At 57.9% G+C, this 24,877-nt stretch carries 20 protein-coding genes; 11 read left to right on the top strand and 9 right to left on the bottom strand.

Annotated features, from left to right (window positions below; genetic code table 11):
- Positions 1-397: 397 nt before the first annotated feature.
- Positions 398-1,864, top strand: a complete 1,467-nt coding sequence (locus tag CDA63_RS13955) for an alpha/beta hydrolase family protein (protein ID WP_165768303.1) — start codon at positions 398-400, stop codon at positions 1,862-1,864.
- 147 nt (positions 1,865-2,011) lie between these two features.
- Here the strand turns inward: CDA63_RS13955 and CDA63_RS13950 are convergent, their stop codons facing one another.
- Positions 2,012-3,301 carry an MFS transporter gene (locus CDA63_RS13950; RefSeq protein WP_088465076.1) on the bottom strand — a complete coding sequence of 430 codons (1,290 nt, stop codon included), beginning with the start codon at positions 3,299-3,301 and terminating at the stop codon, positions 2,012-2,014.
- A 187-nt stretch (positions 3,302-3,488) separates the two neighbouring features.
- Here CDA63_RS13950 and CDA63_RS13945 point away from each other — a divergent pair, with 187 nt between their 5' ends.
- From CDA63_RS13945 to nth, 4 genes are all read left to right on the top strand, one after another.
- Positions 3,489-4,070 carry a DUF6799 domain-containing protein gene (locus CDA63_RS13945; RefSeq protein ID WP_126546875.1) on the top strand — a complete coding sequence of 194 codons (582 nt, stop codon included), beginning with the start codon at positions 3,489-3,491 and terminating at the stop codon, positions 4,068-4,070.
- Positions 4,071-4,356: 286 nt separating this feature from the next.
- On the top strand, positions 4,357-4,992 hold the full coding sequence (locus tag CDA63_RS13940; RefSeq protein WP_088465074.1) for an RNA polymerase sigma factor: 636 nt from the start codon (positions 4,357-4,359) through the stop codon (positions 4,990-4,992).
- Positions 4,970-5,161, top strand: a complete 192-nt coding sequence (locus tag CDA63_RS13935) for a hypothetical protein (protein WP_088465073.1) — start codon at positions 4,970-4,972, stop codon at positions 5,159-5,161. Before CDA63_RS13940 ends, CDA63_RS13935 begins: the two co-directional genes overlap by 23 nt.
- 128 nt (positions 5,162-5,289) lie before the next feature.
- Positions 5,290-6,000 (top strand): endonuclease III, encoded by a 711-nt coding sequence (gene nth / locus CDA63_RS13930; RefSeq protein WP_088465072.1) that lies wholly within the window; start codon positions 5,290-5,292, stop codon positions 5,998-6,000.
- Positions 6,001-6,051: 51 nt separating this feature from the next.
- Here nth and CDA63_RS13925 read toward each other — a convergent pair whose 3' ends face one another.
- Both CDA63_RS13925 and gldB read right to left on the bottom strand, forming a co-directional pair.
- Positions 6,052-7,278, bottom strand: coding sequence for a glycosyltransferase family 4 protein (locus tag CDA63_RS13925; RefSeq protein ID WP_088465071.1), 1,227 nt, complete (start codon positions 7,276-7,278; stop codon positions 6,052-6,054).
- A gap of 173 nt (positions 7,279-7,451) precedes the next feature.
- A complete protein-coding gene (gldB, locus tag CDA63_RS13920) occupies positions 7,452-8,459 on the bottom strand; it encodes a gliding motility lipoprotein GldB (RefSeq protein WP_126546874.1) in 1,008 nt (335 codons plus the stop codon).
- A 108-nt stretch (positions 8,460-8,567) separates the two neighbouring features.
- On the opposite strand from gldB, the gene CDA63_RS13915 reads away from it, so the two are divergent.
- The gene (locus CDA63_RS13915; RefSeq protein WP_088465069.1) at positions 8,568-9,233 is read left to right on the top strand and encodes an outer membrane beta-barrel protein; all 666 of its coding nucleotides are present in this window, start codon (positions 8,568-8,570) and stop codon (positions 9,231-9,233) included.
- A 163-nt stretch (positions 9,234-9,396) separates the two neighbouring features.
- Here CDA63_RS13915 and CDA63_RS13910 read toward each other — a convergent pair whose 3' ends face one another.
- The 3 genes from CDA63_RS13910 to CDA63_RS13900 all read right to left on the bottom strand — a co-directional run bounded on the left by CDA63_RS13910 (position 9,397) and on the right by CDA63_RS13900 (position 12,750).
- Positions 9,397-11,004, bottom strand: coding sequence for an Rne/Rng family ribonuclease (locus CDA63_RS13910; RefSeq protein WP_088465068.1), 1,608 nt, complete (start codon positions 11,002-11,004; stop codon positions 9,397-9,399).
- Positions 11,005-11,443: 439 nt separating this feature from the next.
- Complete coding sequence (locus tag CDA63_RS13905; protein WP_242434670.1) at positions 11,444-12,355, bottom strand: tetratricopeptide repeat protein; 912 nt, start codon at positions 12,353-12,355, stop codon at positions 11,444-11,446.
- 92 nt (positions 12,356-12,447) lie between these two features.
- Positions 12,448-12,750: an HU family DNA-binding protein gene (locus CDA63_RS13900; protein WP_088465066.1), complete on the bottom strand. Its 303-nt coding sequence runs from the start codon at positions 12,748-12,750 to the stop codon at positions 12,448-12,450.
- A gap of 197 nt (positions 12,751-12,947) precedes the next feature.
- Here CDA63_RS13900 and mutY point away from each other — a divergent pair, with 197 nt between their 5' ends.
- The 5 genes from mutY to CDA63_RS13875 all read left to right on the top strand — a co-directional run bounded on the left by mutY (position 12,948) and on the right by CDA63_RS13875 (position 19,675).
- Positions 12,948-14,048: an A/G-specific adenine glycosylase gene (gene mutY, locus CDA63_RS13895; protein WP_088465095.1), complete on the top strand. Its 1,101-nt coding sequence runs from the start codon at positions 12,948-12,950 to the stop codon at positions 14,046-14,048.
- Between the two features lie 95 nt (positions 14,049-14,143).
- Entirely contained in the window at positions 14,144-14,572 is a 429-nt protein-coding gene (locus CDA63_RS13890) for a single-stranded DNA-binding protein (protein WP_088465065.1), read from the top strand.
- Between the two features lie 145 nt (positions 14,573-14,717).
- Positions 14,718-15,317 (top strand): gliding motility lipoprotein GldD, encoded by a 600-nt coding sequence (gene gldD, locus CDA63_RS13885; RefSeq protein WP_088465064.1) that lies wholly within the window; start codon positions 14,718-14,720, stop codon positions 15,315-15,317.
- Positions 15,318-15,423: 106 nt separating this feature from the next.
- Positions 15,424-17,520 (top strand): ATP-dependent DNA helicase RecG, encoded by a 2,097-nt coding sequence (gene recG, locus CDA63_RS13880; protein WP_088465063.1) that lies wholly within the window; start codon positions 15,424-15,426, stop codon positions 17,518-17,520.
- Positions 17,521-18,223: 703 nt separating this feature from the next.
- Positions 18,224-19,675, top strand: coding sequence for a hypothetical protein (locus CDA63_RS13875; protein ID WP_126546873.1), 1,452 nt, complete (start codon positions 18,224-18,226; stop codon positions 19,673-19,675).
- Between the two features lie 151 nt (positions 19,676-19,826).
- Here CDA63_RS13875 and CDA63_RS13870 read toward each other — a convergent pair whose 3' ends face one another.
- The 3 genes from CDA63_RS13870 to CDA63_RS13860 all read right to left on the bottom strand — a co-directional run bounded on the left by CDA63_RS13870 (position 19,827) and on the right by CDA63_RS13860 (position 24,742).
- Positions 19,827-21,251, bottom strand: coding sequence for a Glu/Leu/Phe/Val family dehydrogenase (locus tag CDA63_RS13870; protein ID WP_088465061.1), 1,425 nt, complete (start codon positions 21,249-21,251; stop codon positions 19,827-19,829).
- A gap of 226 nt (positions 21,252-21,477) precedes the next feature.
- Positions 21,478-23,265: an acyl-CoA dehydrogenase family protein gene (locus tag CDA63_RS13865; protein WP_088465060.1), complete on the bottom strand. Its 1,788-nt coding sequence runs from the start codon at positions 23,263-23,265 to the stop codon at positions 21,478-21,480.
- Positions 23,266-23,563: 298 nt separating this feature from the next.
- Positions 23,564-24,742 (bottom strand): acetyl-CoA C-acyltransferase, encoded by a 1,179-nt coding sequence (locus CDA63_RS13860; protein ID WP_088465059.1) that lies wholly within the window; start codon positions 24,740-24,742, stop codon positions 23,564-23,566.
- Positions 24,743-24,877 lie beyond the last annotated feature (135 nt).

Raw genomic sequence — 24,877 nt, 5'->3', positions numbered from 1 at the left:
AAGAAAGGGCTGGCTAACCAAGTTAGGCTACGGGGCCGATTGCAGGCGGCGGCGTGTGGTAGCCGCCCCCACGCATATGCCTGGGCTGTACCTAGACTCACAAGTTGGTAAGCACCTCCCGGCTACCGGCCGGGCCGGATCAGTGTGTGCTACATCGGTCGAACATCCTGATGCGGCAAATATCATAGAAGTGCTATTTAAACTGACGTTCTTAGCGCCGCTCAGAAAAACTTTTTTAGGGCCTTCCCGGCTCCAAAACCACTTCTGAAGAAATCACCGTAACTTCTGTTGGGACGAATACGTCAAATTCAATAATTTGAATTCCACCTTGCTCCTAAAGGAGTAAAATACTATTGTTGAATTTCACTTTATGAAGACAACTCTACTTGCGCTGTCCTTGCTGTTGAGCCTCCTGGCCGGTTATCCTAACCCTGCCGTAGCGGCCGAGCCACCCAAGCTCAACGGTCAATGGGGCGGGCCCCTGAAAGTACCGGGTGGCAAATTGAAGCTCATCATTACCATCGTGCCGCTTGCCAACGGCACCTACTACGCCGCCCTCGACGCGCCCCAGCAGCGCATCAGCCGGATGCCGGCCGAAGTGACGCTGAAGGGCTCCGATATTACCATCAGCATCGAGCAGGCGGGCAGCCGCTTCGTGGGAAAAGTCAAAAACGACGGGGCTGTATTTCAGGGAACCTGGACCCAGCCGGGCCTCTCGGCTCCGCTCACGCTCAGCCGCCTCGAAGCGCCCAAGCCCCCCACCGTCGCTGCCAAGGCCCGCCTCACGCCGCCCTACCGCGAGGAAGACGTAACTTTCTATAACAAGGTCGCCGATATCCGGCTGGCCGGTACGCTTACCACGCCCGCCGGCCCCGGCCCTTTCCCAGCCGTGGTGCTGCTCTCCGACTCGGGACCCCAGAACCGCGACGTAGAGCAGCAGGATTATCGCATGTTCGGTTCGTTGGCCGACTACCTCACTCGCCGCGGCATCGCCGTGCTGCGTTTTGACGACCGGGGCGTGGGCAAGTCGCAGGGCAACAATTTCGCGGCCACCACCGCCGACCTGGTCAGCGACGCCCAGGCGGCCCTGATTTTGCTACGAACCCGCCAGCTCATCGACCAGCGCTATATTGGGTTGCTGGGCCACGGCGAAGGAGCCAACGTGGCTTTGCTGGCCGCCGCCGAGCCGGAGACGGCCGCCGCGCCAGCCTTCGTGGTGTCGCTGGCTGGCTACGGCGTGCCGGGCCGCGAGGTGGTTCAGCACCAACAGCTGGAAATTATGCGCCTGATCGGCTCGAATCCGGCTCAGGTAAAAGCAGCCTTGGCGATGCATAAGGAGATGATCAGCATCATCCGCCAGACGCCCAACGACAACCAGGCCCGAGGCAAAGTGGCCGCCACGTTGCGCTTCAACAGCACCGACCTCGACCCCCATATGGCCCGGGCCCGGGCGGTACAGCTCACCTCGCCCTGGTCGCGCTACTTCCTCGATTTCAACCCTACCCGCTCGCTGCCTGAGGTAAAGTGCCCGGTACTGCTGCTGGCCGGGTCTGCCGATTTGCAGGTGAACGCCAGCCAGAACATGGGTCCTTTAAGGAAAGGACTGAAGAATGCCTCCGTTAACTCTACCCGACTGGCTGGCGTCAACCATTGGTTCCAGCCCCAAATGAAAGACTGGCCCGTAGTGAACGGCGAACAGCAGCCCGTTTTCTCACCTAGAACACTGGAAACCATTCGGGAGTGGATTTTCGATAACACCGAGCGCCCCCGCGCCAATCCTACTACCGGCGGCGCCGGCAGCAATTCAGCAAACCTGTTTAAAGGGCTGCGTAAGTCCGTCAAATCAAGCCAAGCCAGCCGGTAGCTTGGTGAATGGGTGAATGGGTGAATGGGTGAATAAAAAACGTCATTCAGAGCGCAGCGAAGAATCTCGCGTGCCAATCGTTGAGGCTTATTTCAATGATTAGCACGCGAGATTCTTCGCTGCGCTCTGAATGACGTTTCCTTTCCCTCACTCACTCTTCACTGCTTCTGGGGTGAGGTCGAGGTGCCGGAGCTTATCGGCTTTGAGGGCCGTGAGGGCTACCACCACCAGCGTCATCGTACCGCCAAACACCACCGACGTCACGACGCCCAGCAGCCGGGCTACCGTGCCCGACTCAAAGGAGCCGATTTCGTTGGAGGAGCCGATAAAGATGTTATTCACGGCCGATACGCGGCCCTTGAGGTGCTCGGGCGTGAAGGTGTGCAGTAGCGTAGAGCGCACGATAACGGACACCGAATCGAATACGCCCGTCAGGAACAGCAGCAGCAGCGAGAGCCAGATGTTGGTCGACAGCGCAAAGCCGATAGTGGCTAACCCGAAGCCCGCCACCGCCCACAGCAGCTTGCGGCCGGCATGACGGCGTAGCGGGAAATAGGTGAGCAGCGCGGCCATTAATACCGAGCCCACGGCCGGCGCGGCCTCTAGATGGCCCAGCCCCGCCGCCCCCACTTTCAGGATATCAACTGCGAAAATGGGCAACAGCGCCACCGCCCCCCCAAACAGCACGGCAAATAAGTCGAGGGCCAGCGCCGCCAGAATCAGCTGGTTGCCCCAGATAAACCGGATACCGCTCAGGATGCTGGTCCGCAGATCCTCGCGGGCTCCCACCGCGGGCGGCAGCGGCCGCGAGGCCACCGTGCCAAACAGCAGCAGCGCCAGCCCGAGCAGCATCGTTGAGGCCGCGTAGGCGTTGGCGACGCCTAAATGCGCAATCAGGTAGCCCCCGATGGCCGGGCCCAGCACCGAGGCCGCCTGCCAGGTGGTGCTGTTCCAAGTAATGGCGTTTCCGAGGTGCTCGCGGTCGGGCAGCAGTTGGGGCATGAAGGAGAACGTAGCCGGTCCCATAAACCCGCGGGCAATACCGCTCACAAATATCACGGCGTAGAGCGGCAGCGTATAAAAGGCATCGCGGGTGAGCAGCCGCAGTCCAGCCGGCGAGGCCAGCCACGTGAGGGCCAAGGCACAGAACAGCAGGCAGACTACGGCCGCCATAATAATGTTCTTGCGCTTTACCGAGTCGGCCACGTGCCCGGCGTAGAGCGATACCCCGATGCTGGGCACGGCTTCGGCCAGCCCGATCAGGCCCAGGGCCAGCGGGTCGTTGGTAAGCTTGAAAATCTGCCAGGCAATGACCAAGCCCTGAATGCGGGTGGCCAGCGTGAGGCAAATACGGGCCGTGAGGTAGCGGCGAAAATCCGGAATCCGCAACGCGGCGTATGGATCGTGCCGGGCAGAGCTGGCGGTGGGAACGGACATGAAGCAACGGGCCGGAAAACCAACGGCCGGGCAAAGGTAACGGCCGCAGATCCGGCTTGCTAGCCAACCGGCCGGAGTTTTGCGTACTTTCCGTCGCTTCCCCGGCTTTGCCACAGCGCTAACTCTTTTTCGGCCGACTCCGGTTATTTTTGTTCTCTCCCATTCAGGCTATTCTCCTGTTTTTCTTATGATGTCTGCCCTCCGCTTTTTCCCCTTAGCCCTAACTGGCTTGCTACTCGCCGCCGCCCCGGCCGCTAAAGCCCAAACAACAACGGCAGCGGCGACCAGCGTTTCGCCGCTTCAGCTCAAAGACGGTGCGTTTCGCCGCGCCGGCCGCACCTACCGTCTCCTCAACGGCCAGGAGTCGCCGCTCACCGAAAGCCTACCCTTGGCCGATGGCTTCGAACTACGCCCCGACGGCCGGCTCATCCGTAACGGCGTAACGCGCCAGTTGCTGCAAAATGGCCAAGCCGTTACGATGCAGGGCAATGTAGTATTGCTGCGCGACGATATGCTCACGCCCGCCGCCATTGCCCAACACGACCAGCAGGTAACCGGCGGCAGCACCACCACGATTGCCGTACCCGCGGCCGCCAACCTGGCGGCGCTCGTGCCCCAGTTCGAGCGGACCGTTAGCCGGCTGGCCCAATTGCAGCAGCTTACCAGCCTACTCGACCAACGCGCCACTTCCCTGTCCGCCGGCACCGCTCCCAACGCCATGCTAGATTCCCAGATCCGGCAGCTAATCCAGCAACTAGCCCTGAAATAAACGATTGGCTGCCCTCAGTAGCTTGGGGGTTCTGGTCCTGTGGTTACCTAAATTGCTCAGCGGTTTATACCAAAGCATAGAGAATAGCTGATCCTTTATCCTAGGTTTCATCGGCGCCTGTAAAAAAGTTTTGTCATTTCTGCTGATTGCCCGTTGTGAATGGGCCAGCGGTTTTCTACATTTGATTTCCCCGGGTTCTTCACGTACCCTTCACTCAAGCGCATCCCGCCCGCTAACTGCACTCTATGGCCTAAAGCTCTACGTCCCCTAATTTTTCGTAGTCTTTATGGAAACCATGCAGCCGAGCGATTCCGCGCTCATCTCGTTTTATATTGCCGGCCAGGAAAGTGCCTTCGCCCAGTTGCTGGAGCGGCACAAGGCCCGCGTATTCACTACTATCCAGTTAATCGTTCGCAACCCGGACGTGGCGGAGGACCTGTTGCAGGATACCTTCATCAAGGCCATCCACACTATGCAGAGCGGACGCTATAACGAGGAGGGGAAATTTTCCTCCTGGATTTGCCGTATTGCCCATAATCTGGCCATCGACTGCTTTCGGCGCGAAAAACGTAGCCCCTTAGTTAGCCTCGACACAACAAGTCATACCTTCAACTCGTTGTCGTTAGCAGATGAGGGGGCCGAAGCCGTGCTCACGCGGGAGGAATCCCACGCCCGGCTCCGCGACCTGATTCAGCAACTACCCGCTGCGCAGAAGGAAGTCTTGGTTATGCGCCATTACGGCGACATGAGCTTTCAGGAAATAGCCGATGCCACGGGGGTTAGCATTAATACGGCGCTGGGGCGGATGCGCTATGCGTTGATTAACCTGCGGAAAAAAATAGCCGCGCAACCCGTTTTCTATGATCAAAATCTTTACCCAAGAGACGCTGCTCCGGTACGTGTACAACGAATTGCCGGCTAAAGAGCAGCAGGAAGTGGAACAGGCCCTGCTCCACGACGCCGACCTAGCCACCACCTGCGCCGACCTGTTGCAGGCCCAGCGCACCCTCAACGGCTTGCGAACCGCGCCGTCGGCTCGCTCCACGGAAGCCATTCTGCAGTACGCACGCTCCTTTATGCGCAAGAACTGACGCTCATCTGCCCTATCGATTACAACGCCGCCGCGCCGCCGCCCCTCCCCGGGCAGCGGCGCAGCTTTTTTATCTGACCACAACTTTAAAGCAAAGCGCGTTTTCAGGTTTCTTCGTAACGTTGCCCCATGCGCCAAACCGAACGGTACCGTCAGTTTATCGATTACTTCACCACTCACTTTCCGGAGCCGGAAACCGAGCTAACCTACGCCAATCCCTACGAGCTGATTGTGGCCGTTGTGCTGAGTGCCCAATGCACCGATAAGCGCGTTAATCTGGTGACGCCCGCCCTACTGGCTCAATTCCCCACCCCGGCGCACCTAGCCGCTGCCTCGGCCGAGGAGGTGTTTCCGTTTATCCGCAGCGTTTCATATCCTAACAACAAGGCCAAGCACCTAGCCGGGTTGGGGCGGATGCTGGTCGATGACTTCGGGGGTGAGGTGCCGGCCACCATTGAGGAGTTGCAGCGCCTGCCAGGCGTGGGCCGCAAAACGGCCAACGTCGTCGTGTCGGTGGTGCATAACCAGCCCGCCATGGCCGTCGATACGCACGTGTTCCGGGTATCGCACCGGCTGGGCTTGGTACCCAAAACAGCCACTACCCCGCTGGCCGTCGAGAAGGCGCTCGTGCGCCAAATCCCGGAGGAACTGATTCCGAAAGCCCACCACTGGCTGATTTTGCACGGCCGCTACGTCTGCGTGGCCCGGCAGCCCAAATGCGGGAGCTGCCCACTCACTGGCTGGTGCAAATACTACGCGGAGGTAGTCAGCAAGGAACTACTCGTGCCTCCGAAAAAAGTCATCAAAACTACTCTCAAGAGTGGTAAAGCCCCAAAATAATCAAGTCTCGGCACAACATAGTATATAAGTAGTCATAGCTAGTACATACACTTACCAGCCTGTCTGTGCCGCGCGTTCCAGCGCCCGTTGCAATTCGGCGCCAATCAGTTGGCGGTCGAATTGAGTGGCCGCCAGTTGGCGGCCCCGCTCACCAGCTTGACGGAGCTGTTCGGGCTGGGCCAACAACGCAGCTAAGCGGCGGACCAGCGCCGGGGCATCATCAGCCGGCGAGTACCAGCCGCAGCCGTGGCGCTCTACCAGTTCACGGGTCCAGCCAGGGTTGGTTAACACCACCGGCGTGCCCACGGCGAGGCTGTCGTAGAGCTTGGCCGGGGAGTTGGTATCGAGTACCGGCAGGCCCAGAAACGACACCACTGAAACTTCCGCCAGCCGAAACCAGCTAAATACCGCGTGGCGCGGCTGGGGTACTACCACCCGGATGTTGGGGTGCTGCCGGGCGGCGGCCACCAACTCGGGAGCATAAAAGCCGTGGCCCATAAACACCCACACTACGTCGGGACAGGTAACGGCCAGTTCCTGGGCGGCAGCCAGGAGTAGCGGAATGGCATTGGCCCGCCCGAAGGTACCGGCGTAGAGAATGACGCGCCGGCCGGTCAGGTTTTCGGCCTGCCGTAGTGCCGCCACGGCCGCGTCGGTGGCCCGGGCGGCTAGCTCCAGGTCGGTACCGTTGAGGGAGGTACGCACTTTGGCGGTGTCGAAAGGCCAGCGCGGGCCCCGGCCGATGGCTTGCACGTGCTCCGTCATGCCGGGCGAAAGGGTCAGTACGGCCTGGGCCTGCTGGTAAAGGCGGCCTTCGAGCCCGTAAAGGAGCCGTTGGGCCAGCCGGTTGGGCACGGCGCCCATGGCAATTGGGAAATCGGGCCACAAATCCTGCACCTCGAAAATCCAAGGTACCCGCCGCCACCGTGCCACCTGCGCAGCGGCCCAAGCCGCCGTAAGCGGCGTACTGATGCCCCAGATAACATCGGGCTTATCGATGCGTAACCCTTCTCGTAAAGCGTAAGCCGCGTATTGCCCAAAGGCCAGTCCGCGCCGGGCCACGCCCATGCGGTTCTCGTAGGTAATGTCGGCCGCCCGCAGCTCTACGCCAGGCGGTACCCAGGCAAACTCCCGGGTCAGGCGCTGCGGCTCCCAGGTGCGGGTGGTAATAAGGGTAACGCGGTGCGTTTCGGCCAGTTGGGTTAACAGCGAGTAGTGCCGGCTGGTAGCCGGGCAGTCTGGGTTGGTGTGGTACTGGCTGAAAACGGCAACGTGCATTCGTTTTTGAATTAAGAATTCAACCCCAAGTTCTCTTGATTCACGATCCTCCAACCTCAACCCGATGCTCTCAGTAGAACATGCCTAATGGAGCTGTTTAGAAAGTCAAAAGAACGTCATGCTCAGCATGACGTTCCGATTGATTCCAGGGACTTTGGAAACAGCTTTGATTCTTAATTGAGCTTACCCCGGTTCACTTTCGGATGGTAGCGGGAGGCGTTGAGGATGCGTTGGGCATCCTTTTCGGCCATGAGCTGAGCAAGCGTGACCTTAGGGTTTTCGGCCATGTACTTGCGCACAATCTGCCAGCCCACCCAGGCCCCGACCCGACCAGGAGCCGTTTTATCGATTTCCGGAATGTTGGGCCGCTCCCCGATATACTTCTGCACCACGAAAGGAGCCGTGTTATAGAGCAGGTTTTTCTCGATGAAATGGGCCCAAATTTTCCCTTCGTTGAACGTTACGCCCGCCACTTCCTTATCGGTGTAGCCAATAAGCAGTGAGTCGGGTGTGCAGGGCAGTACCTTTTCGGCAAAATACAGCGCCTTGCCGAACTGCACCATTTCGCTGAGCATGGTAGGGTTGGCGGCCGATTTCTGATTGTACTTGCTGCTGATGGCCAGCGCCACATTGGGCAGCATGTGAGCCGGCGTGTAGCGGCGCATGATGTAGGCCGGCACGTTGGGGCGGTATACGGCTTTCGGCCCCACGAAATAGTCGGTGCTCAGCACCATCAGGCTGTCGTTGACGAACAAATCCTGGCTCAACCCACTCACGAACGTACGCACTGGTGGCACCCGGAAATCGGGGAAGTGGTAGCGCACATACTGAAACAGGTGCGTCAGGTCCTGTTGCAGGGCCGGGCCCCGGAAGGTGCTGTCGGACTGGGCTCCGAGCTTCTGCAAACCAGCGTTGGTGGCTAAGCGGGTGAGCGTACCGCTGAGCACGCCCGGCGGATACTGCTGGCTTTGCAGAAACTGCCGCGCAAACAGCCCGTGCTCACGCAAAAACCGGTCGGCATCGGCAGTGGTCCGAATCTGGAAGAAGGGCTCTTCGAGGTGGACGAGCTGAACGCTAGCCTTTACTTTGGCCACTTCGGGGCTCATCTCGCAGCTTTGCTCCTGCTTGGAGCAGGCCAACAGGCCCAAAGCAACGGGCAACACGGCGAGCAGGGTACGCAAACGGGCAGGAATATGCATCACGGTTCTATCTTTGATGCGAAATTAGCCAAATACCAACGGTCCGCCGCCCGGCGTTAGGGTTGGATTCACTGCTTTACTTCTCTCGCTATGAAAAAGACTCTGCTGGCCCTGCTGGGCAGCGCTGCCACCATCGGTACGGCTGCCGCCCAAGTTGAAATCGGCCTTAAAATATCGCCTTCCATCACCAACTTGCGGGCTGCTTCGGTCGGGGATGAGCTCCAGAACAAAAGCCCCAAGCTTAGTCTTGGCGGCGGTCTGGTTATCGACTACTTTTTCGGTCAGAACTACGCCTTCGGTACCGGCCTCGAACTGGTAGGCAAGGGCGGTAAAATCGACTACTTCGACGACCCCACCGGCAAGCGCATCGAGCAGAAAATTGCTCTCCAATACCTGCAGGTGCCTCTCACGGTGAAGCTCTTCACCAACGACGTTGCTACCGATACCAAAGTTTACTTCCAGCTCGGTGGGGCCGTGGGCGGCGTTATCGGCGCCCGCATCGACGGCGATAAGTACTACGTCGACCAAGTTGGCAACCGCACCAAAGCCAGCAAGCACGTTATCATTCCCGACGTGAACCTGCGCCTGGGCGGCGGCATCGAGCGCCAGTTGGGCCAAAGCACCAAGCTGCTAGCGGGCGTCAGTTACCACCGCGGCCTGCTCAACATTGACCGCTACTTCGAACAAACCCTCAACATCCAGGATGCGGAGTTGAAAAACAGCGAGTTTATGCTCGATGTGGGCATTAAGTTTTAGGGATAAGTTGGTCCAAAGGAGTGCCGTCAGCACGTCATGCAGGCGGCACTCCTACTTCCCCATCAACCCGTAACGAAAAACCCCCGCGTTGCTCTGAGCAGCGCGGGGGTTTCTTCTATCAGGAGGAGTTTTTTTCGCAGAAAAAATCCGTCAATGTATTAAGCTAATCAACTATTTCCAATTCCCGGTCCTGCAACCGGCTCATGGCCGCGGCGGCCGAGTGCAGCTCGATTTCCTCGCCTAGCTCGTCCTCGATGCGGTATTCGGTGAGACCCAGACTGGTGTCCTTCATCACCTTTACCCACTTGTAATACTTCAGGTACCACTTCATCTGGCGGCTTACTAACCCTTTGGTGTAGTAAGCGTGCAGGAAAGGATGCACCGAAAGGGTAATGCCCGACTGGTTCTGGGCAACCAGTAGGTCGTCAATGCTGTTGTCGATTTCGTCCGTCACGAGGATGGAAGCCGAAATCTTGCCCGTTCCGCCGCAGGTGGGGCACACCTCGCCGGTAACAATGGCTTCGGCCGGCCGCACGCGCTGCCGGGTAATCTGAAGCAGGCCAAACTTGGTGATGGGCAGGATCGTGTAGCGGGCTTTGTCGTGTTTCATCACGCTATGGACCGCATCCTCCACCTTCTTGCGGCTCTCGGCCGATTTCATATCGATGAAATCGACCACGATAATACCGCCCATGTCGCGCAGCCGGAGCTGGCGGGCTACTTCCCGGGCGGCCGCGAGGTTCACGGCTAGGGCCGTGGCTTCTTGGTCGCCTTCCTGGTTGCTCTTGTTGCCGGAGTTCACGTCGATAACGTGCAGGGCCTCCGTGTGCTCGATAACCAGGTAACCGCCGCCGGGGGCCGTCACGGCTTTCCCAAACAGCGTCTTGAGTTGCTTCTCGATGCCGTGCTGCTCAAACACTTTCACCTTACCGGTGTGCAGTTTTAGCAACCCGAGCTTGTCGGGGGCAATCTGTTGCAAATAGCTGCGCATTTCCTCGTACAGGGCCGGCGAGTCCACGGTAATGGCATCAAACGACTCGTTGAGCATGTCGCGCAACATGGAGGACGTGCGGCCCAGCTCGCCCAGAATCTTGTCGTTGGGCTTGCCCTCCTTCAGATTCTGGAACAGCATGTTCCACTTCTCCGTCATGTTCTGCATATCCCGGTCGAGTTCGGCCACCTCGCGGCCTTCGGCCACGGTGCGGATAATCACGCCGAAATTGTCGGGCTTGATGGAGGCGATGAGGCGTTTGAGCCGGTCCCGCTCCGTGCGGCTGACAATCTTTTTGGATACGCTGATGGTGTTGGAAAACGGTACCAGCACCAAATACCGGCCAGCCATCGAAATATCGGTGGAAAGGCGCGGGCCTTTGGTCGAAATCGGCTCCTTCACAATCTGGACCACCAATTGCTGGCCCTTTTTGAGCGTGAGGTCGATTTTGCCCACTTTGTCGAGGGGCGCTTCAAACTGGAAGTTTTTCAGCGACCCGACGGTTATTTTCTGCGATTGAACGCTTTTACCCCATTTGATGAGCGAGGGGAAACTTTCCCCTAGGTCGCCGTAGTGCAGAAAAGCGTCTTTTTGATACCCGATATCGATGAACGCGGCGTTCAGACCGGGCATAACTTTCTTGACCGTACCCAGGAAAATGTCACCAACCGAATAGGCGGTGTCGTTGCGGTCGAAATGATATTCGATGAGCCGCTTATCCTGTAGCAAGGCAATCCGTTCTCCGTCCTGAGTAGAATTAATGATTAATTCGTTACTCAATGGATTAAGCGGTTAGAGAGGCGACCCCAAGAAATAGCCCGTTAAAACCTACTGCCCCGAAACCCGCAAAGGGAAGCCAGCGCCCTAGGGGCACCGGCTTCCCTTCCAAGCCACGGGGAAAGCACATTTCCGGCCACTCTCGGAAGAACCTGAGTGAGAGATAGACGCTCGATTTTCAACCGAAAATCCGCGTCGGCAAACCCCGCCGGGGCTTACTTCTTCTTATGACGGTTCTTGCGCAGGCGCTTCTTCCGCTTGTGGGTAGCAATCTTATGACGCTTTCTTTTTTTACCGCAAGGCATGCTGTTGGGGGTTAAGTGGTTGAATTATGGTTGTTTCCATTGCTTTCGCTTCACTTTCTGTTGTTGGGTGGAAACTCGCTTTTCGATCAGGTGAAACGAAAAACAACCAACAAACAACGGAAAACGAAGGGCTAAAGCTACTGGAGTTTTTTCAGCTCTTCATCAACTGAAGCGGCCAGGGCCGGATCGGAGCTGATGCTCTTGGCTTTCAGAAAGGCTTTGCGGGCTTCCTGTTTCGCGCCCGTTTGGGCTAACGATACGCCAAGATAGAACTGTGCGTTGACGTTTTCGGCATTGACCTGGGTCAACTCCCGGAAACGCTCGGCGGCTTTGTCGTACTGATTGCTCTGGATAGCCAGCAAGCCCAAGTTATAGAGGGCTTTTTCGTTGCGAGGGTCGGCTACCAGTACTTCGCGCAGCAGCGTAATGCCCTGCACCGGGTTGGTGCTGGCCATGTACGCCATGCCGAGGTTGGTTTTGGCGTCGAGGTTATCGGGGTTGTTTTTCAACACCTTCTCGTACAACTCCTGGCTCTTGCCGCCCAGCAGCTTCTGGCGCTCCTCGGTAGTGGCGAAGCTAAAGGCCTCGTAGTACTCGTCGGCAGCCCGTTTCCACGTTTGCTCGCCGGGGCGCACTTGGGCAATCTGCTCCAGGTAGTAGCCGGCGCTATCGAAACGCTCCACTGCTTTGTACTTCTCGGCCAACTGCCGGGCTATACTCAACTTAGCCCCCATTTCGGGCTCGGCCGCATACTTGGCCACCAACACACTGATTTCCCGGCGCTGGGCCGGGGGCATCGTCATGTGGGGCTGTTCGGCAGTCGGACCTTCGTGGCTACCGGCCGCGTGGCCATGCTCGTCGAGCTCACCCACGTTAGGAGCGGCGGCCCCTTGGTCGCGGTTAGCCGTGCGAGCCGCGTCCTGGGCCAGAGTACCCTTGCCCTCCTTCGGCTTCACAATCACCTTCGGCAACAGAAATAACCCGGCTACCAACGCCAGCGCCAGCGCCAGCATTATCAGTTGATGTTTAGAAGAGGAAGCAACGGCCATCGGCGGGGACAAGACAGAAAAAAGACCGGCCGCCAGGGGTTCCAGATTGGAGTTCCCGGCGGCACGGCCGGCAATAGTACAACGAATGTCGCTTAGGCGGCCATTTCCTTGATTTTTTTGCTGTTTTTGATTTTCCCGATGAACGTCTTCGATGGCTTGAAGCTCGGGATGAAGTGCTCGTCGATGATGATCGACGTGTTTTTGGAGATGTTACGGGCTACTTTCTTAGCGCGTTTCTTGTTAACAAACGAGCCGAAGCCGCGCACGTAAATGTTGTTACCGTCGGCCATCGAGTCTTTTACAACTTTGAAGAAGGCTTCTACGGTAGCCGATACGTCGGCTTTCTCAATGCCGGTTTTGTCGGCAATTTCGGCAATTACTTCTGCTTTAGTCACGCTGGTAGGTGTACTGGGGAGTGAAAAATAGGTAGGTCGGCACCGGGTGCCCCCTCAAAACGTAAGCACTTGCCCGGTAAGAGTTTGCCTACGTTTTGAGGGGCACAAAGGTAGCCCCCTTTTTTGGTAATACAAACCGTTTTCATGCAATCCGCGTTTCCGCCCCACTTGCGTCCAACTTATTATTGCTCAAAAACTTGACTTCTGACCCCGCTCCTTCTCCAACGCCGGATTCCTATTCCTGGTTCGCTTCAACCCTGCTAGCCTGGTACCCGCGCCACCGCCGCGACCTACCCTGGCGCCACACCCGCGACCCCTACGCCATCTGGCTGTCGGAAGTAATTCTGCAGCAAACCCGCGTGCAGCAGGGCCTGCCTTATTACCAGAACTTCGTCGCTACTTACCCCACCGTGCAGGACCTGGCTGCGGCCCCCGCCGACGAGGTATTGCGCCACTGGCAGGGCTTGGGCTATTACTCGCGGGCCCGCAACATGCACTATACTGCCCAGCAGGTAGTGGCCGAGTACAGCGGCCGCTTCCCCGGCTCCTATGCCGAGCTACTCAAACTTAAAGGCGTGGGCCAGTACACGGCCGCCGCCATCGCCTCATTCGCCTACGACGAGCGGGTGGCCGTGCTCGACGGCAACGTGTACCGGGTGCTGGCCCGCATATTTGGCCTGACTCAGGATATTGCGGCCCCTGCCAGCCGCAAAGTATTCCAGCTGCTAGCCGATCAGTTGATTCCGGATGACCAACCCGCCGAGTTCAACCAAGCCATTATGGAGTTTGGGGCCCTGCAATGCACCCCGGCCCGGCCCGACTGCCTGTTCTGTCCGTTCCAGGCTCAGTGCTTCGCCTTTCAGCACGGCATGGTGGCCGAACTACCCGTAAAAAGTAAGGCCAAAGCTGCCCGCACCCGCTACTTTCACTACCTCGTGCTCCGCCATGCCGATACCGTATACCTGCGCAAACGCGGCCCCAAAGACATTTGGGAAGGCCTCTACGATTTTGCCCTACGCGAAACCGAAACGGCCCATCTGCCGGCTACCGAACTGCTAGAGGCAGTGGAAAGCCTGGGCGGACGGATAGCCACCGACCGCGCCGAGGAGCCGTTGGTGGCGGCACGCCATGTGCTGAGCCACCAGAAAGTAGAAGCCCAATTCCATACCGTATGGTTGGCCGAGCCGCTGCCGGCTACCGCGCTGGCTACGGGTTTAGCCCCTTACCAGAGTGCAGAAGTGGAGCAGTTGCCGAAGTCAATCCTAATCACTAACTACATTAGCAATAATCGAATTTAAACAGCCAATTTCTTTGGCAATTTGAATTCTAATCGTTATCTTTATTCTGTTGATTTTCACCCACAATATCTTCTCACTTACTTATCACGAATCACATGGCCAGCGTTAACAAAGTTATTCTGATCGGGCATTTGGGTAAAGATCCTGAAGTACGCCACTTGGAAGGCGGCAACTCAGTAGCCAACTTTACCTTAGCCACCAACGAGTACTATAAAGACAAGCAGGGTACCCGCATCGAGCGAACCGAGTGGCACCACATTGCAGCTTGGCGCGGGTTGGCCGAACTAGCCGAGAAATATTTACGCAAGGGCCAGCAGGTGTACGTGGAGGGCCGTATCCGAACCCGCCAGTACCAAGACAAGGACAACCAGACCCGCTACGTTACCGAAATCGTGGCCGAGGAAATCTCATTGCTCGGCTCACGGCCCGGCGGCGCAACGGCCCAGCCGGCCGCCGCCGGGTCTTCGGCAGAGGAGCCCGTTACTTTCCGCCAGGAGCCGGAGCTCGACCAACTGCCGTTTTAGCGGCGGGGCGGTTTCAGTAGGTTTGGACTCTGTAGCCCCGGCTCTGCCGGGGCTTTTTGCGTGCCGGTCTGTATGGTTAGGCCCAATTGGCACGTTAGGCGGCTTTTCCTAGTTACCTTTACTGTTCACTCGTCCCGCTTTCCGCATGGCCGTTTCCCGATTTTCTGGTGCTTGGTGCGTGGCTTTGGCCAGCCTGCTGGCGGTGGCTGGCTGCACCTCGGAGCCCGATTATACACCCAAGCCCAAGGGCTATAACCGTATCGATCTGCCGCCCCACGCCTACCAGCAGCTTGCTCCGGTCCACCCCTACACGTTCGAGTATTCGCGGGCGGCCAAAATCCTGCGCGATTCGTCATACCTGGCCCAGCCGCACTGGATCAACGTATATTATCCCCAGTTAAAAGCCAGCGTGCAGCTCACCTACGCCGACTTGCGGGCCAACCCCAAGAGCTATAATCGGTTGCTCGAAGATGCCCGCAAGCTCACCAACAAGCACGAAATCAAGGCTTCCGCCATTGATGAGCGGACGCTGAAAACGCCCAATGGCATGGGGGTGTCGGTATTTGAGTTGCAGGGTGAAGTGCCCAGCCAGTTCCAGTTCTATACCACCGACAGCACCCGCCACTTCCTACGCGGGGCTCTGTACTTCCGCATCGCCACAGCCAACGACTCGCTGGCCCCGGTTATCGAGTACGTGAAGCAGGACATGGTGCATTTGCTGAATACGCTGCGCTACACTAAGTGAGCTGTTAGCTAATGGCTGATAGCTATTAGCTTTCCGTCTGAAATCAAACACCTTACCCAACCCTAAAAAGCTAGCAGCTAATAGCTATCAGCTAACAGCTCCGATAATGAGTTTTTTTCAGACCAAAATAGAGCACCTGCGGGGCGTGGGCCTGCAACGGGCCCAGCTGCTACAAAAAGAATTGGGCCTGTTCACCTACGGCGACCTGATCCAGCGCTACCCTTTCCGCTACCTCGACCGCACTCAGTTCTACAACGTCGTGGATTTGCACGATGATCTGCCCTACGTGCAGGTGAAGGGTATGCTGCGGGGGCGTGAAGTGATTGGTGAGGGCCACAAGAAGCGCATGGTGGCCAAGGTGGCTGACGAGAGCGGGGAGCTGGAGTTGGTCTGGTTCAAGGGGGTGAACTACCTGGAGAAAATCATCAAGAACCACCAGGAGTACATCGTGTTTGGCAAGCCCACGATGTTCAATGGCCGCCCCCAGATGGCCCACCCCGAAATGGAGGAAGTTACCGAGCAGAAGCCCGGCCAGAGCTTCCTGCAGCCCGTTTACAATACCTCCGAGAAGCTCAAGAACTACCACCGCGTCGATAGCAAAGCCATTGCCCGCATGGTGGCCGACCTGCTCAAGCTGGCGTTGCCCTACGTGCAGGAGACTCTCTCGCCGGCCCTGATTGAGCAGTATGCGCTGATGGACAAGGCTACGGCGCTCCAGCAGATTCACTTTCCCCAAACGCCCGACCTGCTCCAGACGGCCCGGTTCCGACTTAAGTTTGAGGAGCTGTTTTATATTCAGCTCAAGCTACTGCGCCAGCGCGACCAGCGCAAAGTGACGCTGGCGGGCCAGATTTTCAAGGAGGTACCCACGCTGGTGCACTTCTACAAAAACGTGCTGCCCTTCGACCTCACCGGGGCTCAGAAACGTGTTATCCACGACATCTACAAGGATTTCTGCGCCGGCCAGCAGATGAACCGGCTGCTCCAGGGCGACGTGGGCTCGGGCAAAACCATCGTGGCCTTTATTGCCATGCTGATGGCCGCCGACAACGGCGCCCAGAGTTGCCTGATGGCACCCACCGAAATCCTGGCTAACCAGCACTACTCCGGTCTCAAAGAGTTTGCCGACTTGCTGGGCCTGAAAATCGGGCTGCTGACGGGCTCCACCCGCCCGGCCGCCCGCCGGGTGCTGCACGAGCAGCTGCGCTCGGGCGAAATGCACATTCTCACGGGCACCCACGCCCTGCTCGAAGACGTGGTACAGTTCAAGAACCTGGGCCTTACCATCATGGATGAGCAGCACCGCTTCGGGGTGGCCCAGCGCTCCAAGCTCTGGCAGAAAAACCCTCACGTGATACCCCACGTGCTCGTGATGACGGCCACGCCCATCCCGCGCACGCTGGCCATGACACTTTACGGCGACCTCGACGTATCGGTGATTGACGAGCTGCCGGCCGGCCGTAAGCCTATCGTCACGGTCCACCGCTTCGACTCAAACCGCCTGAAAGTGTTCCAGTTTCTGCGCGACCAGATTAAGCTGGGCCGGCAGGTCTACATCGTGTACCCGCTCATTGAGGAGAGTGAGGCTATGGCTGACTATAAGGACCTGATGGATGGCTACGAGAGCATTGCCCGCGCTTTTCCCGAGTTCCAGATCAGCATTGTGCACGGCCGCATGACGGCCGGCGAGAAGGATGCCGAAATGCAGCGCTTCGTGCAAAACCAAACCCAGATTATGGTGGCTACCACCGTCATTGAGGTGGGCGTGAACGTGCCCAACGCCTCGGTAATGGTTATCGAAAGCACCGAGCGGTTCGGCCTCTCCCAGCTCCACCAGCTGCGGGGCCGCGTGGGCCGCGGGGCCGACCAGAGCTACTGCATCCTGATGAGCGGCTATAAGCTCAGCAAGGATTCGCGCACCCGCATCGAAACGATGGTACGCACCAACAACGGCTTCGAAATTGCCGACATCGACCTGAAGCTGCGCGGCCCCGGCGACCTGATGGGCACCCAGCAAAGCGGCGTGCTCGATTTACTAATTGCTGATCTGGCCAAGGACGGCCGTATTCTGAGCGAGAGCCGGGCCGCCGCCCAAGCCCTACTTCAGGAAGATCCTAACCTAGCCCTGCCCGCCAACCAAGCCATTCGTCACCATATCGAGAGCCTGCCCGCTACGGCCGTAAACTGGAGCCGTATTAGTTGAGTGCTACTACCGGCTGCCAGACCGCAACGCAACGGCTACCCGGCGGGTATAAAAAAAGCGGCTCGCTCGGAACCGCTTTTCAGCCATAATCCTATTCGGTGCTCTGCCGCCAATTAACCAGCTGCCACGATCTGAATTTGCCTTCTTCCGCGGCCCGCAACCGTACCGGAGCCGAATGCTGATTGTGTGAAGAAACCCGGTTAACCGGAATAGCCTCGGCCGGTTTGCTGGTTCGCGTGATAACGGCTGGCACTGCTGACGACTGATTAAGCTTTCCAACTACCACCAAGGCAATCATGAGGGAAAAACGAAGTATGGATTTCATTCTATATAAAGACTTTAAGGAACGACTGACGGCTACCAAAAACCAATCCAAAGGAATTGCCCGGAAGCCTAAAAAAACAGAAAAGACGGTTAAAAGAGTATTTAGAGCATTAAAAATAATTATGGCATTCTATCAGATAAATAATATATTTTATTGGCAAAATATTTATTCAACCATCATTTTACCCTCTTATTCACAACGTATTGTTCATGTTGAGGTTACAGTCTGCAAATAAATAATACCAATTAACTGCCAAAGACTTAGCTAGTAAGCGTACCCAAACCGACGCATGTACGCAATTCATTGAAAGTTGGATACCTTTGAAGAGTACCTTTTTTTTAATTTTTATCCTTCCTGCTTTTTAAATACTTCTTGCCTGTGCGTTTTTCCTTTCTGTTTACTTCCGCTTTTCTGGTGGTTGCCTCCACCTTACATCCGGCCCCGGTTGCGGCCCAGCGCGTGAAGTCGGCGGCGTTCAATTATCTGCCCGAAGTCAGTGCTGACCGCTATAACCAGCGGGTGGCCCGCAAAACGCTGCCGTTGGCGGCGGGTGGCTTCCTGATTCTGGCCCACCAGGCTGCCGGCCAGTACGCAGTGGAGCGCTACGATGCCGACCTGAAGCGGCAGTGGAGCACGCCCCTGCCGCTGGCCGCCGGCGAAGTCGTGGATGGGTTTGCCCGCAGCAAGGACCAGGCGACAGTAGTGGTCCACCAGAATGAGGCAGGTACTCAGCGCCTCGTGGCTTATACCCTGAATCTGGCTACCGGCCAGAAAAGCCCCGCCAGGAAGCTCATTGAAGCCAACTCCCGCGACCGGCGCCCCGGCGTGGCCTTCTCGCCCGACGGTACCCGGCTCGTGGCCTGGCGCTACCTTACTCAGAACAACCAGATCAAATCACTCAGCGCCAGCGTCTACGACGGCCAACTGCTCAAGCTCAAGAACCGCAGCTACGATTTTCAGGATCAGGGAGACTTTTTCTCCGTAACAGTGCATATCGGCAACGACGGCACGCAGTTCGTGACGCTGGCCGGCGACCATATGAAGAAGCTAGCCGTGCGCCGCTACCTCAACGATTCGCCCGACGTGAAAGTGATGTCGGTGTCGGTGGGCGGCACGTTCGGGGGCAAGGAGGTTAATATCTTCGACTCGCGCTTCGTGCTCCGGCCCGACAATACACTCTACGCCGCCGCCATTTGCAACGAGCGGGCGACTGGCCTCTATCACAGCCTCAAGCTGGTGAAATTCGATTTTGCGGGCGAAGGTGATCTGAAGTTAGCCACCGAGATGCTGTTTTCGCCCGAATATCTGGCCCAGACCAACCAGGCGACCGGCGCTAAAGCTACCCGCCTCGACGACATCTACCTCACCGACCTGCTGCTTACCGACGCACAGCAGGTGGTGGTTATGGCCGAAAAGAAGTTTGAGGAAGGCGGCGAGGGCTCGCCCGGCCACACCCGCGAGCTGCATGTGTTTGGCTACAACGAGTTTCTGCGGCCCGACTGGCACGGCATCGTAGCCAAGGACCAGGTGGCGCCGGCCGCCGAGGGCTACAGCGCCATCGGCTACCAGGCTGCCACCTTCGGGTCCGATGTGGAGTTGGTTACCTGGGAGAAGATCAATGGCAAATCCGACCTCTACCTGCGCCGCATTAGCGTGCCCACGGGCGTCGTGAGTGAGCCCAAGGCGTTAGGGCTGAGCGTAGCTGCCGACCAAAACCCGGCCTACGTAAAGGACTTTACGGCCTGGCTCGATGCCAAAACCATTATCGGCGTCAGCCGCCCCAGCAAGAAATCAGCGGCCCTGATGCTCAACAAAATTGTTCTTAAATGAGAAACACATAGCAGGATCACGGATTAGCACAGATTTTAGCGGATTACACGGATGTTGTAGCCGAATTTCTAGCGTAAAAAGTAAGCGCCCCTTCTCCACATATGCGGGAAGGGGCGCTTTTTGCTATCAGCTATCAGCTATCAGCTAACCGTTACGGGAAGATACCGAGCGATTGGTAGCTGATACCGATTTTCTCGATAGCGCTGTAGAAGGCGGCCGTGCGCAGGTCGGTGATACCGGGCACGTCGTTCATCACCTTGCGGATGGACTGGTAGGCGGTAATCATCGTGTCTTCGAGACCCGAATGCACGAGGTCGATTTCGTCGGCACCGTGGATAATGGACTGGCGCTCCACGTCTGTCACCGTGCGGCCGGTAGTGCGCTCGATGGTGGCTACCAAGCGGCGCATGGCTCCTTCTTCGGCCCGCTTGCCCATGCGCCCGAAGCGCACGTTCGACAGGTTTTTCAGCCACTCGAAATAGGATACCGTCACGCCGCCGGCGTTCAGGTACAGATCGGGCAGAATGACGACACCACGCTCCAGCAGGATTTTCTCGGCTCCTTGGGTGGTGGGGCCGTTGGCACCCTCTGCCACGATTTTGGCCTTCACCCTCGGCGCGTTTTCCTCGGTAATCTGGTTTTCGAGGGCGGCGGGAAGCAGTACGTCGCACTCGTATTCGAGCAAGTCGAGCGACTCCTCAATGTCCTGCCCACCTTTAAAACCCAGTATCGAGCTGGTACTTTGGCGATGCTGGAAGACGGCTTCCACATCGAGGCCTTTCTCGCTGTAAATACCGCCTTCGCGCTCGGCAATACCGATAATGAGGGCGCCCGCCTCCTGGCAGAACTTGGCCGCGTAGTAGCCCACGTTGCCCAAACCTTGCACAATAATGCGCTTGCCAGCCATGCCTTCGCTCAGGCCCATTTTTTTCAGCAGCGGCTCATCCGCCATCAGTTCGCGCAGGCCGTAGAATACGCCCAGGCCGGTGGCTTCAGTCCGGCCCCGGATGCCGCCCTGGCCAACGGGTTTGCCCGTAACGCAGCCCAGGGCGTTGGTGTCGCCGTACTTAAAGGTCATGTAGGTATCGGCAATCCAGGCCATTTCGCGGCTGCCGGTACCATAGTCGGGCGCTGGTACGTCCATGCCCGGGCCAATCAGGTTTTTCTTAACCAGCTCGCTGGCGTAGCGGCGCGTTACGCGCTCTAACACGTGCTCGGGCGTGGTACGAGGGTTGATTTTGACGCCACCCTTAGCGCCGCCAAACGGCACATCGACGAGGGCACATTTGAAAGTCATGAGGGTGGCCAGCGCCATTACCTCGTCCTCATCCACATGAATGCTGTAGCGGATACCGCCCTTGCTGGGCAGCTTGTGGTGGCTGTGCTGCACCCGGATGCCCTCGAATACCTGCACGTGGCCGTCAACTTCAACCGGGAAATTAACTTTATAAATACTGTTGCAAGCCCGGATTTGGGCCAGAATGCCGGGGTCCAGCTTCGAGAAGCTGGCCGCGTGGTCGTAGAACCGAAGCACGCTTTCGTAAAAGTCTTTGCCCTGAACCTGTTCGTTGGCCATAGGTAGGAGGATTTGGGTGGGATGGTGGAATTATAGCACAAACGGCGTTGGCGGCCCAGGTGTTGCCCGGCCCCCGAAAGCTACTGAAAAGCAACCAGCCGCCCCTAAATGGGAGCGGCTGGTTGTTCAAGCTACTAAATCCACTGAATTCGACCCGATTTAGCGCCAGCCGAAGCCAACTACAAAATCCGGGCAATCCGTTGAAACCCACGCTAATCCGTGCGCCTTAGTAGGCGTACTCGTTGGCGGCAATCAGCTTATCGGCAATGCGGCGGCGGGCTTCCTTGGCGTTGTAGAGGTCAGCCTTGGTGAAGCGCTTGAGGCCCATGGCCAGCAGGCGCTGCTCGTCGCCCTCGGTCATGGTGCCGATGGCGTCCTTACCGAACTTGTTCACTTGGTCCACCGTGTCGTAGAGGTAGACGCGAGCCATGTCGATCTGGGTCGAAACGGCCTCTTCGCCCTTGGCTTCGGCCTCCTTCTCCACGCGGAGCAGGATGCTTTCGGCGGTGTAGACCTTGATGGCCATGTCGGCGATATTCATGAGCACTTCCTGCTCCTTGGCCAGCGAGTTCATGTACTTCTGCACGGCCGTGCCAGCCACCATCAGGATGGCCTTCTTCAGCTTAGCCAGCGTTTTTTTCTCGGTGGCGAAAAGGCCGGTTTCCTCTTCCAAGTTCATGTCCGGAATGGCCATCAGCTCCTGCTGAACCGCCTGGGCAGGGCCCATCAGGTCCAACTCGCCCTTCAGACCCTTTTTCAGGATCATATCAACGGCCAGCATACGGTTGATTTCGTTCGTGCCCTCGAAGATGCGGTTGATGCGCGAATCCCGGTAAGCGCGGTCCATCGGGTAGTCGGCCGAGAAGCCGTAGCCGCCATAAATCTGCACACCTTCGTCCACCACGTAGTCGAGCACTTCCGAGCCTTCCACTTTCAGAATGGCGCACTCCACGGCAAATTCGCGGGCGGCACCCAGCAGGGCCTCATTGTGGCTCTGGCCCTGGCTGAGCAGTTCCTGCTCCATGCGGAAGATGTCCATGCCAGCGCGGTAAATAGCCGATTCTACGGCGTAGATGCGGATAGCCTGCTGGGCCAGCTTGTACTTGATAGCGCCGAACTTGCTGATGGGCATTTTGAACTGCACCCGCTCGTTGGCATACTTCACGCTTTGGGTAGCGCACATTTTGGTGGCGCCCAGGCAGGCAGCAGCCAGCTTAATGCGGCCAATGTTTAGGATGTTGAAGGCAATCAGGTGGCCCTTGCCAATCTCGCCCAGCACGGCCGATTTCGGCACTTTCGCGTCGGACAGGAACACTTGGCGGGTCGAAGAACCCTTGATGCCCATCTTGTGCTCCTCATTGCCGAGGGTCAGGCCGGGCGTCTCTTTATCCACGATAAAGCCCGTGAACTTGTCGCCATCCACCTGGGCGAAAACGATGAATACGTCGGCGAAACCGCCGTTCGTGATCCACATTTTCTGGCCGTTGAGCACATAATGCTCACCGTCTTCCGTCGGCATAGCTTTGGTTTTCGCGCCCAGGGCGTCGGAACCGGAGCCGGGCTCAGTGAGGCAGTAAGCGCCCATCAACTCGCCGTTGGTGAGGCCGGGCAAGTACTTAGCCTTCTGCTCCTCGTTGCCGAAGTACAGGATGGGCAGCATGGCAATGCCGGTGTGGGCCGCGAAAGCCACCGGGAACGAGTGGCCGCCGCCTACGCCTTCCGTCACGCGCAGCGAAGTCGGGAAGTCCATGTCGAGGCCGCCGTACTGCTCCGGAATGCTTACACCGAACAGGCCCAACTCGCCGGCCTTTTCCATCAGGCCGCGCATGAGGCCTTCTTCGTGGTTATCGAGGCGGTCCAGCAGCGGAGTAACTTCCTTCTGCACGAAGTCGAGCGCCGTCTGGTGCATCATGTTCTGCTCCTCCGAGAAATCGGCGGGCGTGAATACGTCCTGGGCGTCGGTTTCCTTGATGATGAACTCGCCGCCTTTTACAAGCTGATTGGCTACTTCCATGATAATGTGAGGGTTGAAGTGGGAAATCGGGGAAAGATGTTCGGCTTGCCTACTATTTGGCAGCTAAGGCGGCCGAGCTATTATAGGTACCGCAAGATACATAAATTTGTTATGCTTGCCGAGTACTTTGCGTTAAGAAAACCCCGAAAAGTATTTCGGGGTTTCCGTTCGGGCTAAGGTTTTGGCCTTGGTGCCTCCTGTTGTCCTAAGCGGAGCGCAGAATCTGAGAGGATGCTGACGTCAGAAGAAAGTAGCATCTCGCCAGATCCTTCGCTCCGCTCAGGATGACAGTCAAATGCTACTTCAGCAGCTCGTAGATGCCGGCTACGCCCTGGCCGCCGCCTACGCAGGCGGTTACCATGCCGTACTTCTTGTTTTGAGCCCGCAGCTCGTGGAAGAGCTGGATGCTGAGCTTGGCCCCGGAGCAGCCGAGGGGGTGGCCGAGGGCGATGGCGCCGCCGTTCACATTCACCTTGCTCTGGTCCATCTCCAGCTCGCGCATCACGGCCAGACTCTGGGAGGCGAAGGCCTCGTTCAGTTCGAACAGGTCGATGTCCTGCAGCTTCATGCCGGCCTGCTTCAGGGCCTTCGGAATAGCCTTCACGGGGCCCATGCCCATGATGCGCGGGTCGATGCCCTCAGTTGCATAGGTCACCATGCGGGCAATCGGCTCCAGATTCAGTTCCTTCACCATGCGCTCCGACATCACGATAACGAAGGCCGCCCCGTCAGAAGTCTGCGAGGAGTTGCCGGCCGTTACCGAGCCGTTGGCGGCGAATACGGGGCGCAGCTTGCCCAGCACTTCCACCGAGGTATCGGCGCGGGGGCCTTCGTCGGTATCTACCACGTAGGAGCGGGTTTTCTTCTTGCCGCTGGCCTGATCAAGATAGGTTTCGTTGACCGTGATGGGTACAATCTGCTCCTTGAACTTGCCCGCCTCAATGGCCTTAATGGCCTTCTGATGGGAGTTGTAGGAAAATTGGTCCTGGTCTTCGCGGGTAATTTTGTAGTCCTGGGCGACGGCTTCGGCCGTGAGGCCCATGCCGAGATAGTAATCAGGGTGCTTCTGGGCCAGGTTGTAATTAGGCACCGTTTTCCAGCCCACAGTAGGCACTAAGCTCATGCTTTCGGTACCACCGGCCACAATGCAGTCGGCCATGCCAGCGGCAATTTTGCCGGTGGCCATGGCAATGGTTTCCACGCCCGAGCCGCAGTAGCGGTTCACGATGAGGCCTGACACGTTCATGGGCAAGGCCAGCAACGAAATCAGACGGCCCATTTGCAGACCCTGCTCGGCTTCCGGCACAGCGTTACCCACAATCACATCATCGATGCGGGTGGGGTCGAGGGCGGGCACCGAGGCCACGAGGTGCTTGATGACGTCGGCGGCGAGGTCGTCGGGGCGGGTGAAGCGGAAACCGCCGCGGGTGGCTTTGCCAACGGCCGTGCGGTAACCGGCTACGATATATGCGTTCATTGTTTTTGAGTCTTAGAGAAGGTGGATAGCTCTAGTCGCCTCACCCCCTAGCCCCCTCTCCAAGGGGAGAGGGGGAACTAGAAGCTAGTTTTCGGTCTGCTATGAGGCACAGTCTTAAACAAAAATCTAGTTTTC

The organism is Hymenobacter amundsenii (genome assembly GCF_002204745.1).
In the GTDB taxonomy this organism is placed as follows: domain Bacteria; phylum Bacteroidota; class Bacteroidia; order Cytophagales; family Hymenobacteraceae; genus Hymenobacter; species Hymenobacter amundsenii.
The sequence above is the reverse complement of the archived record's forward strand: the minus strand, read 5'-3'. Positions and strand labels throughout refer to the sequence as shown.

What these genes read in the sequence shown, in the direction of transcription:
- CDA63_RS13950 (WP_088465076.1), bottom strand. Translation starts at nt 3,301, where the DNA reads ATGTCCGTTCCCACCGCCAGCTCTGCCCGGCACGATCCATACGCCGCG.
- CDA63_RS13945 (WP_126546875.1), top strand. Translation starts at nt 3,489, where the DNA reads ATGATGTCTGCCCTCCGCTTTTTCCCCTTAGCCCTAACTGGCTTGCTA.
- CDA63_RS13940 (WP_088465074.1), top strand. Translation starts at nt 4,357, where the DNA reads ATGGAAACCATGCAGCCGAGCGATTCCGCGCTCATCTCGTTTTATATT.
- nth (WP_088465072.1), top strand. Translation starts at nt 5,290, where the DNA reads ATGCGCCAAACCGAACGGTACCGTCAGTTTATCGATTACTTCACCACT.
- CDA63_RS13925 (WP_088465071.1), bottom strand. Translation starts at nt 7,278, where the DNA reads ATGCACGTTGCCGTTTTCAGCCAGTACCACACCAACCCAGACTGCCCG.
- CDA63_RS13915 (WP_088465069.1), top strand. Translation starts at nt 8,568, where the DNA reads ATGAAAAAGACTCTGCTGGCCCTGCTGGGCAGCGCTGCCACCATCGGT.
- CDA63_RS13905 (WP_242434670.1), bottom strand. Translation starts at nt 12,355, where the DNA reads ATGGCCGTTGCTTCCTCTTCTAAACATCAACTGATAATGCTGGCGCTG.
- CDA63_RS13890 (WP_088465065.1), top strand. Translation starts at nt 14,144, where the DNA reads ATGGCCAGCGTTAACAAAGTTATTCTGATCGGGCATTTGGGTAAAGAT.
- gldD (WP_088465064.1), top strand. Translation starts at nt 14,718, where the DNA reads ATGGCCGTTTCCCGATTTTCTGGTGCTTGGTGCGTGGCTTTGGCCAGC.
- recG (WP_088465063.1), top strand. Translation starts at nt 15,424, where the DNA reads ATGAGTTTTTTTCAGACCAAAATAGAGCACCTGCGGGGCGTGGGCCTG.
- CDA63_RS13870 (WP_088465061.1), bottom strand. Translation starts at nt 21,251, where the DNA reads ATGGCCAACGAACAGGTTCAGGGCAAAGACTTTTACGAAAGCGTGCTT.
- CDA63_RS13865 (WP_088465060.1), bottom strand. Translation starts at nt 23,265, where the DNA reads ATGGAAGTAGCCAATCAGCTTGTAAAAGGCGGCGAGTTCATCATCAAG.
- CDA63_RS13860 (WP_088465059.1), bottom strand. Translation starts at nt 24,742, where the DNA reads ATGAACGCATATATCGTAGCCGGTTACCGCACGGCCGTTGGCAAAGCC.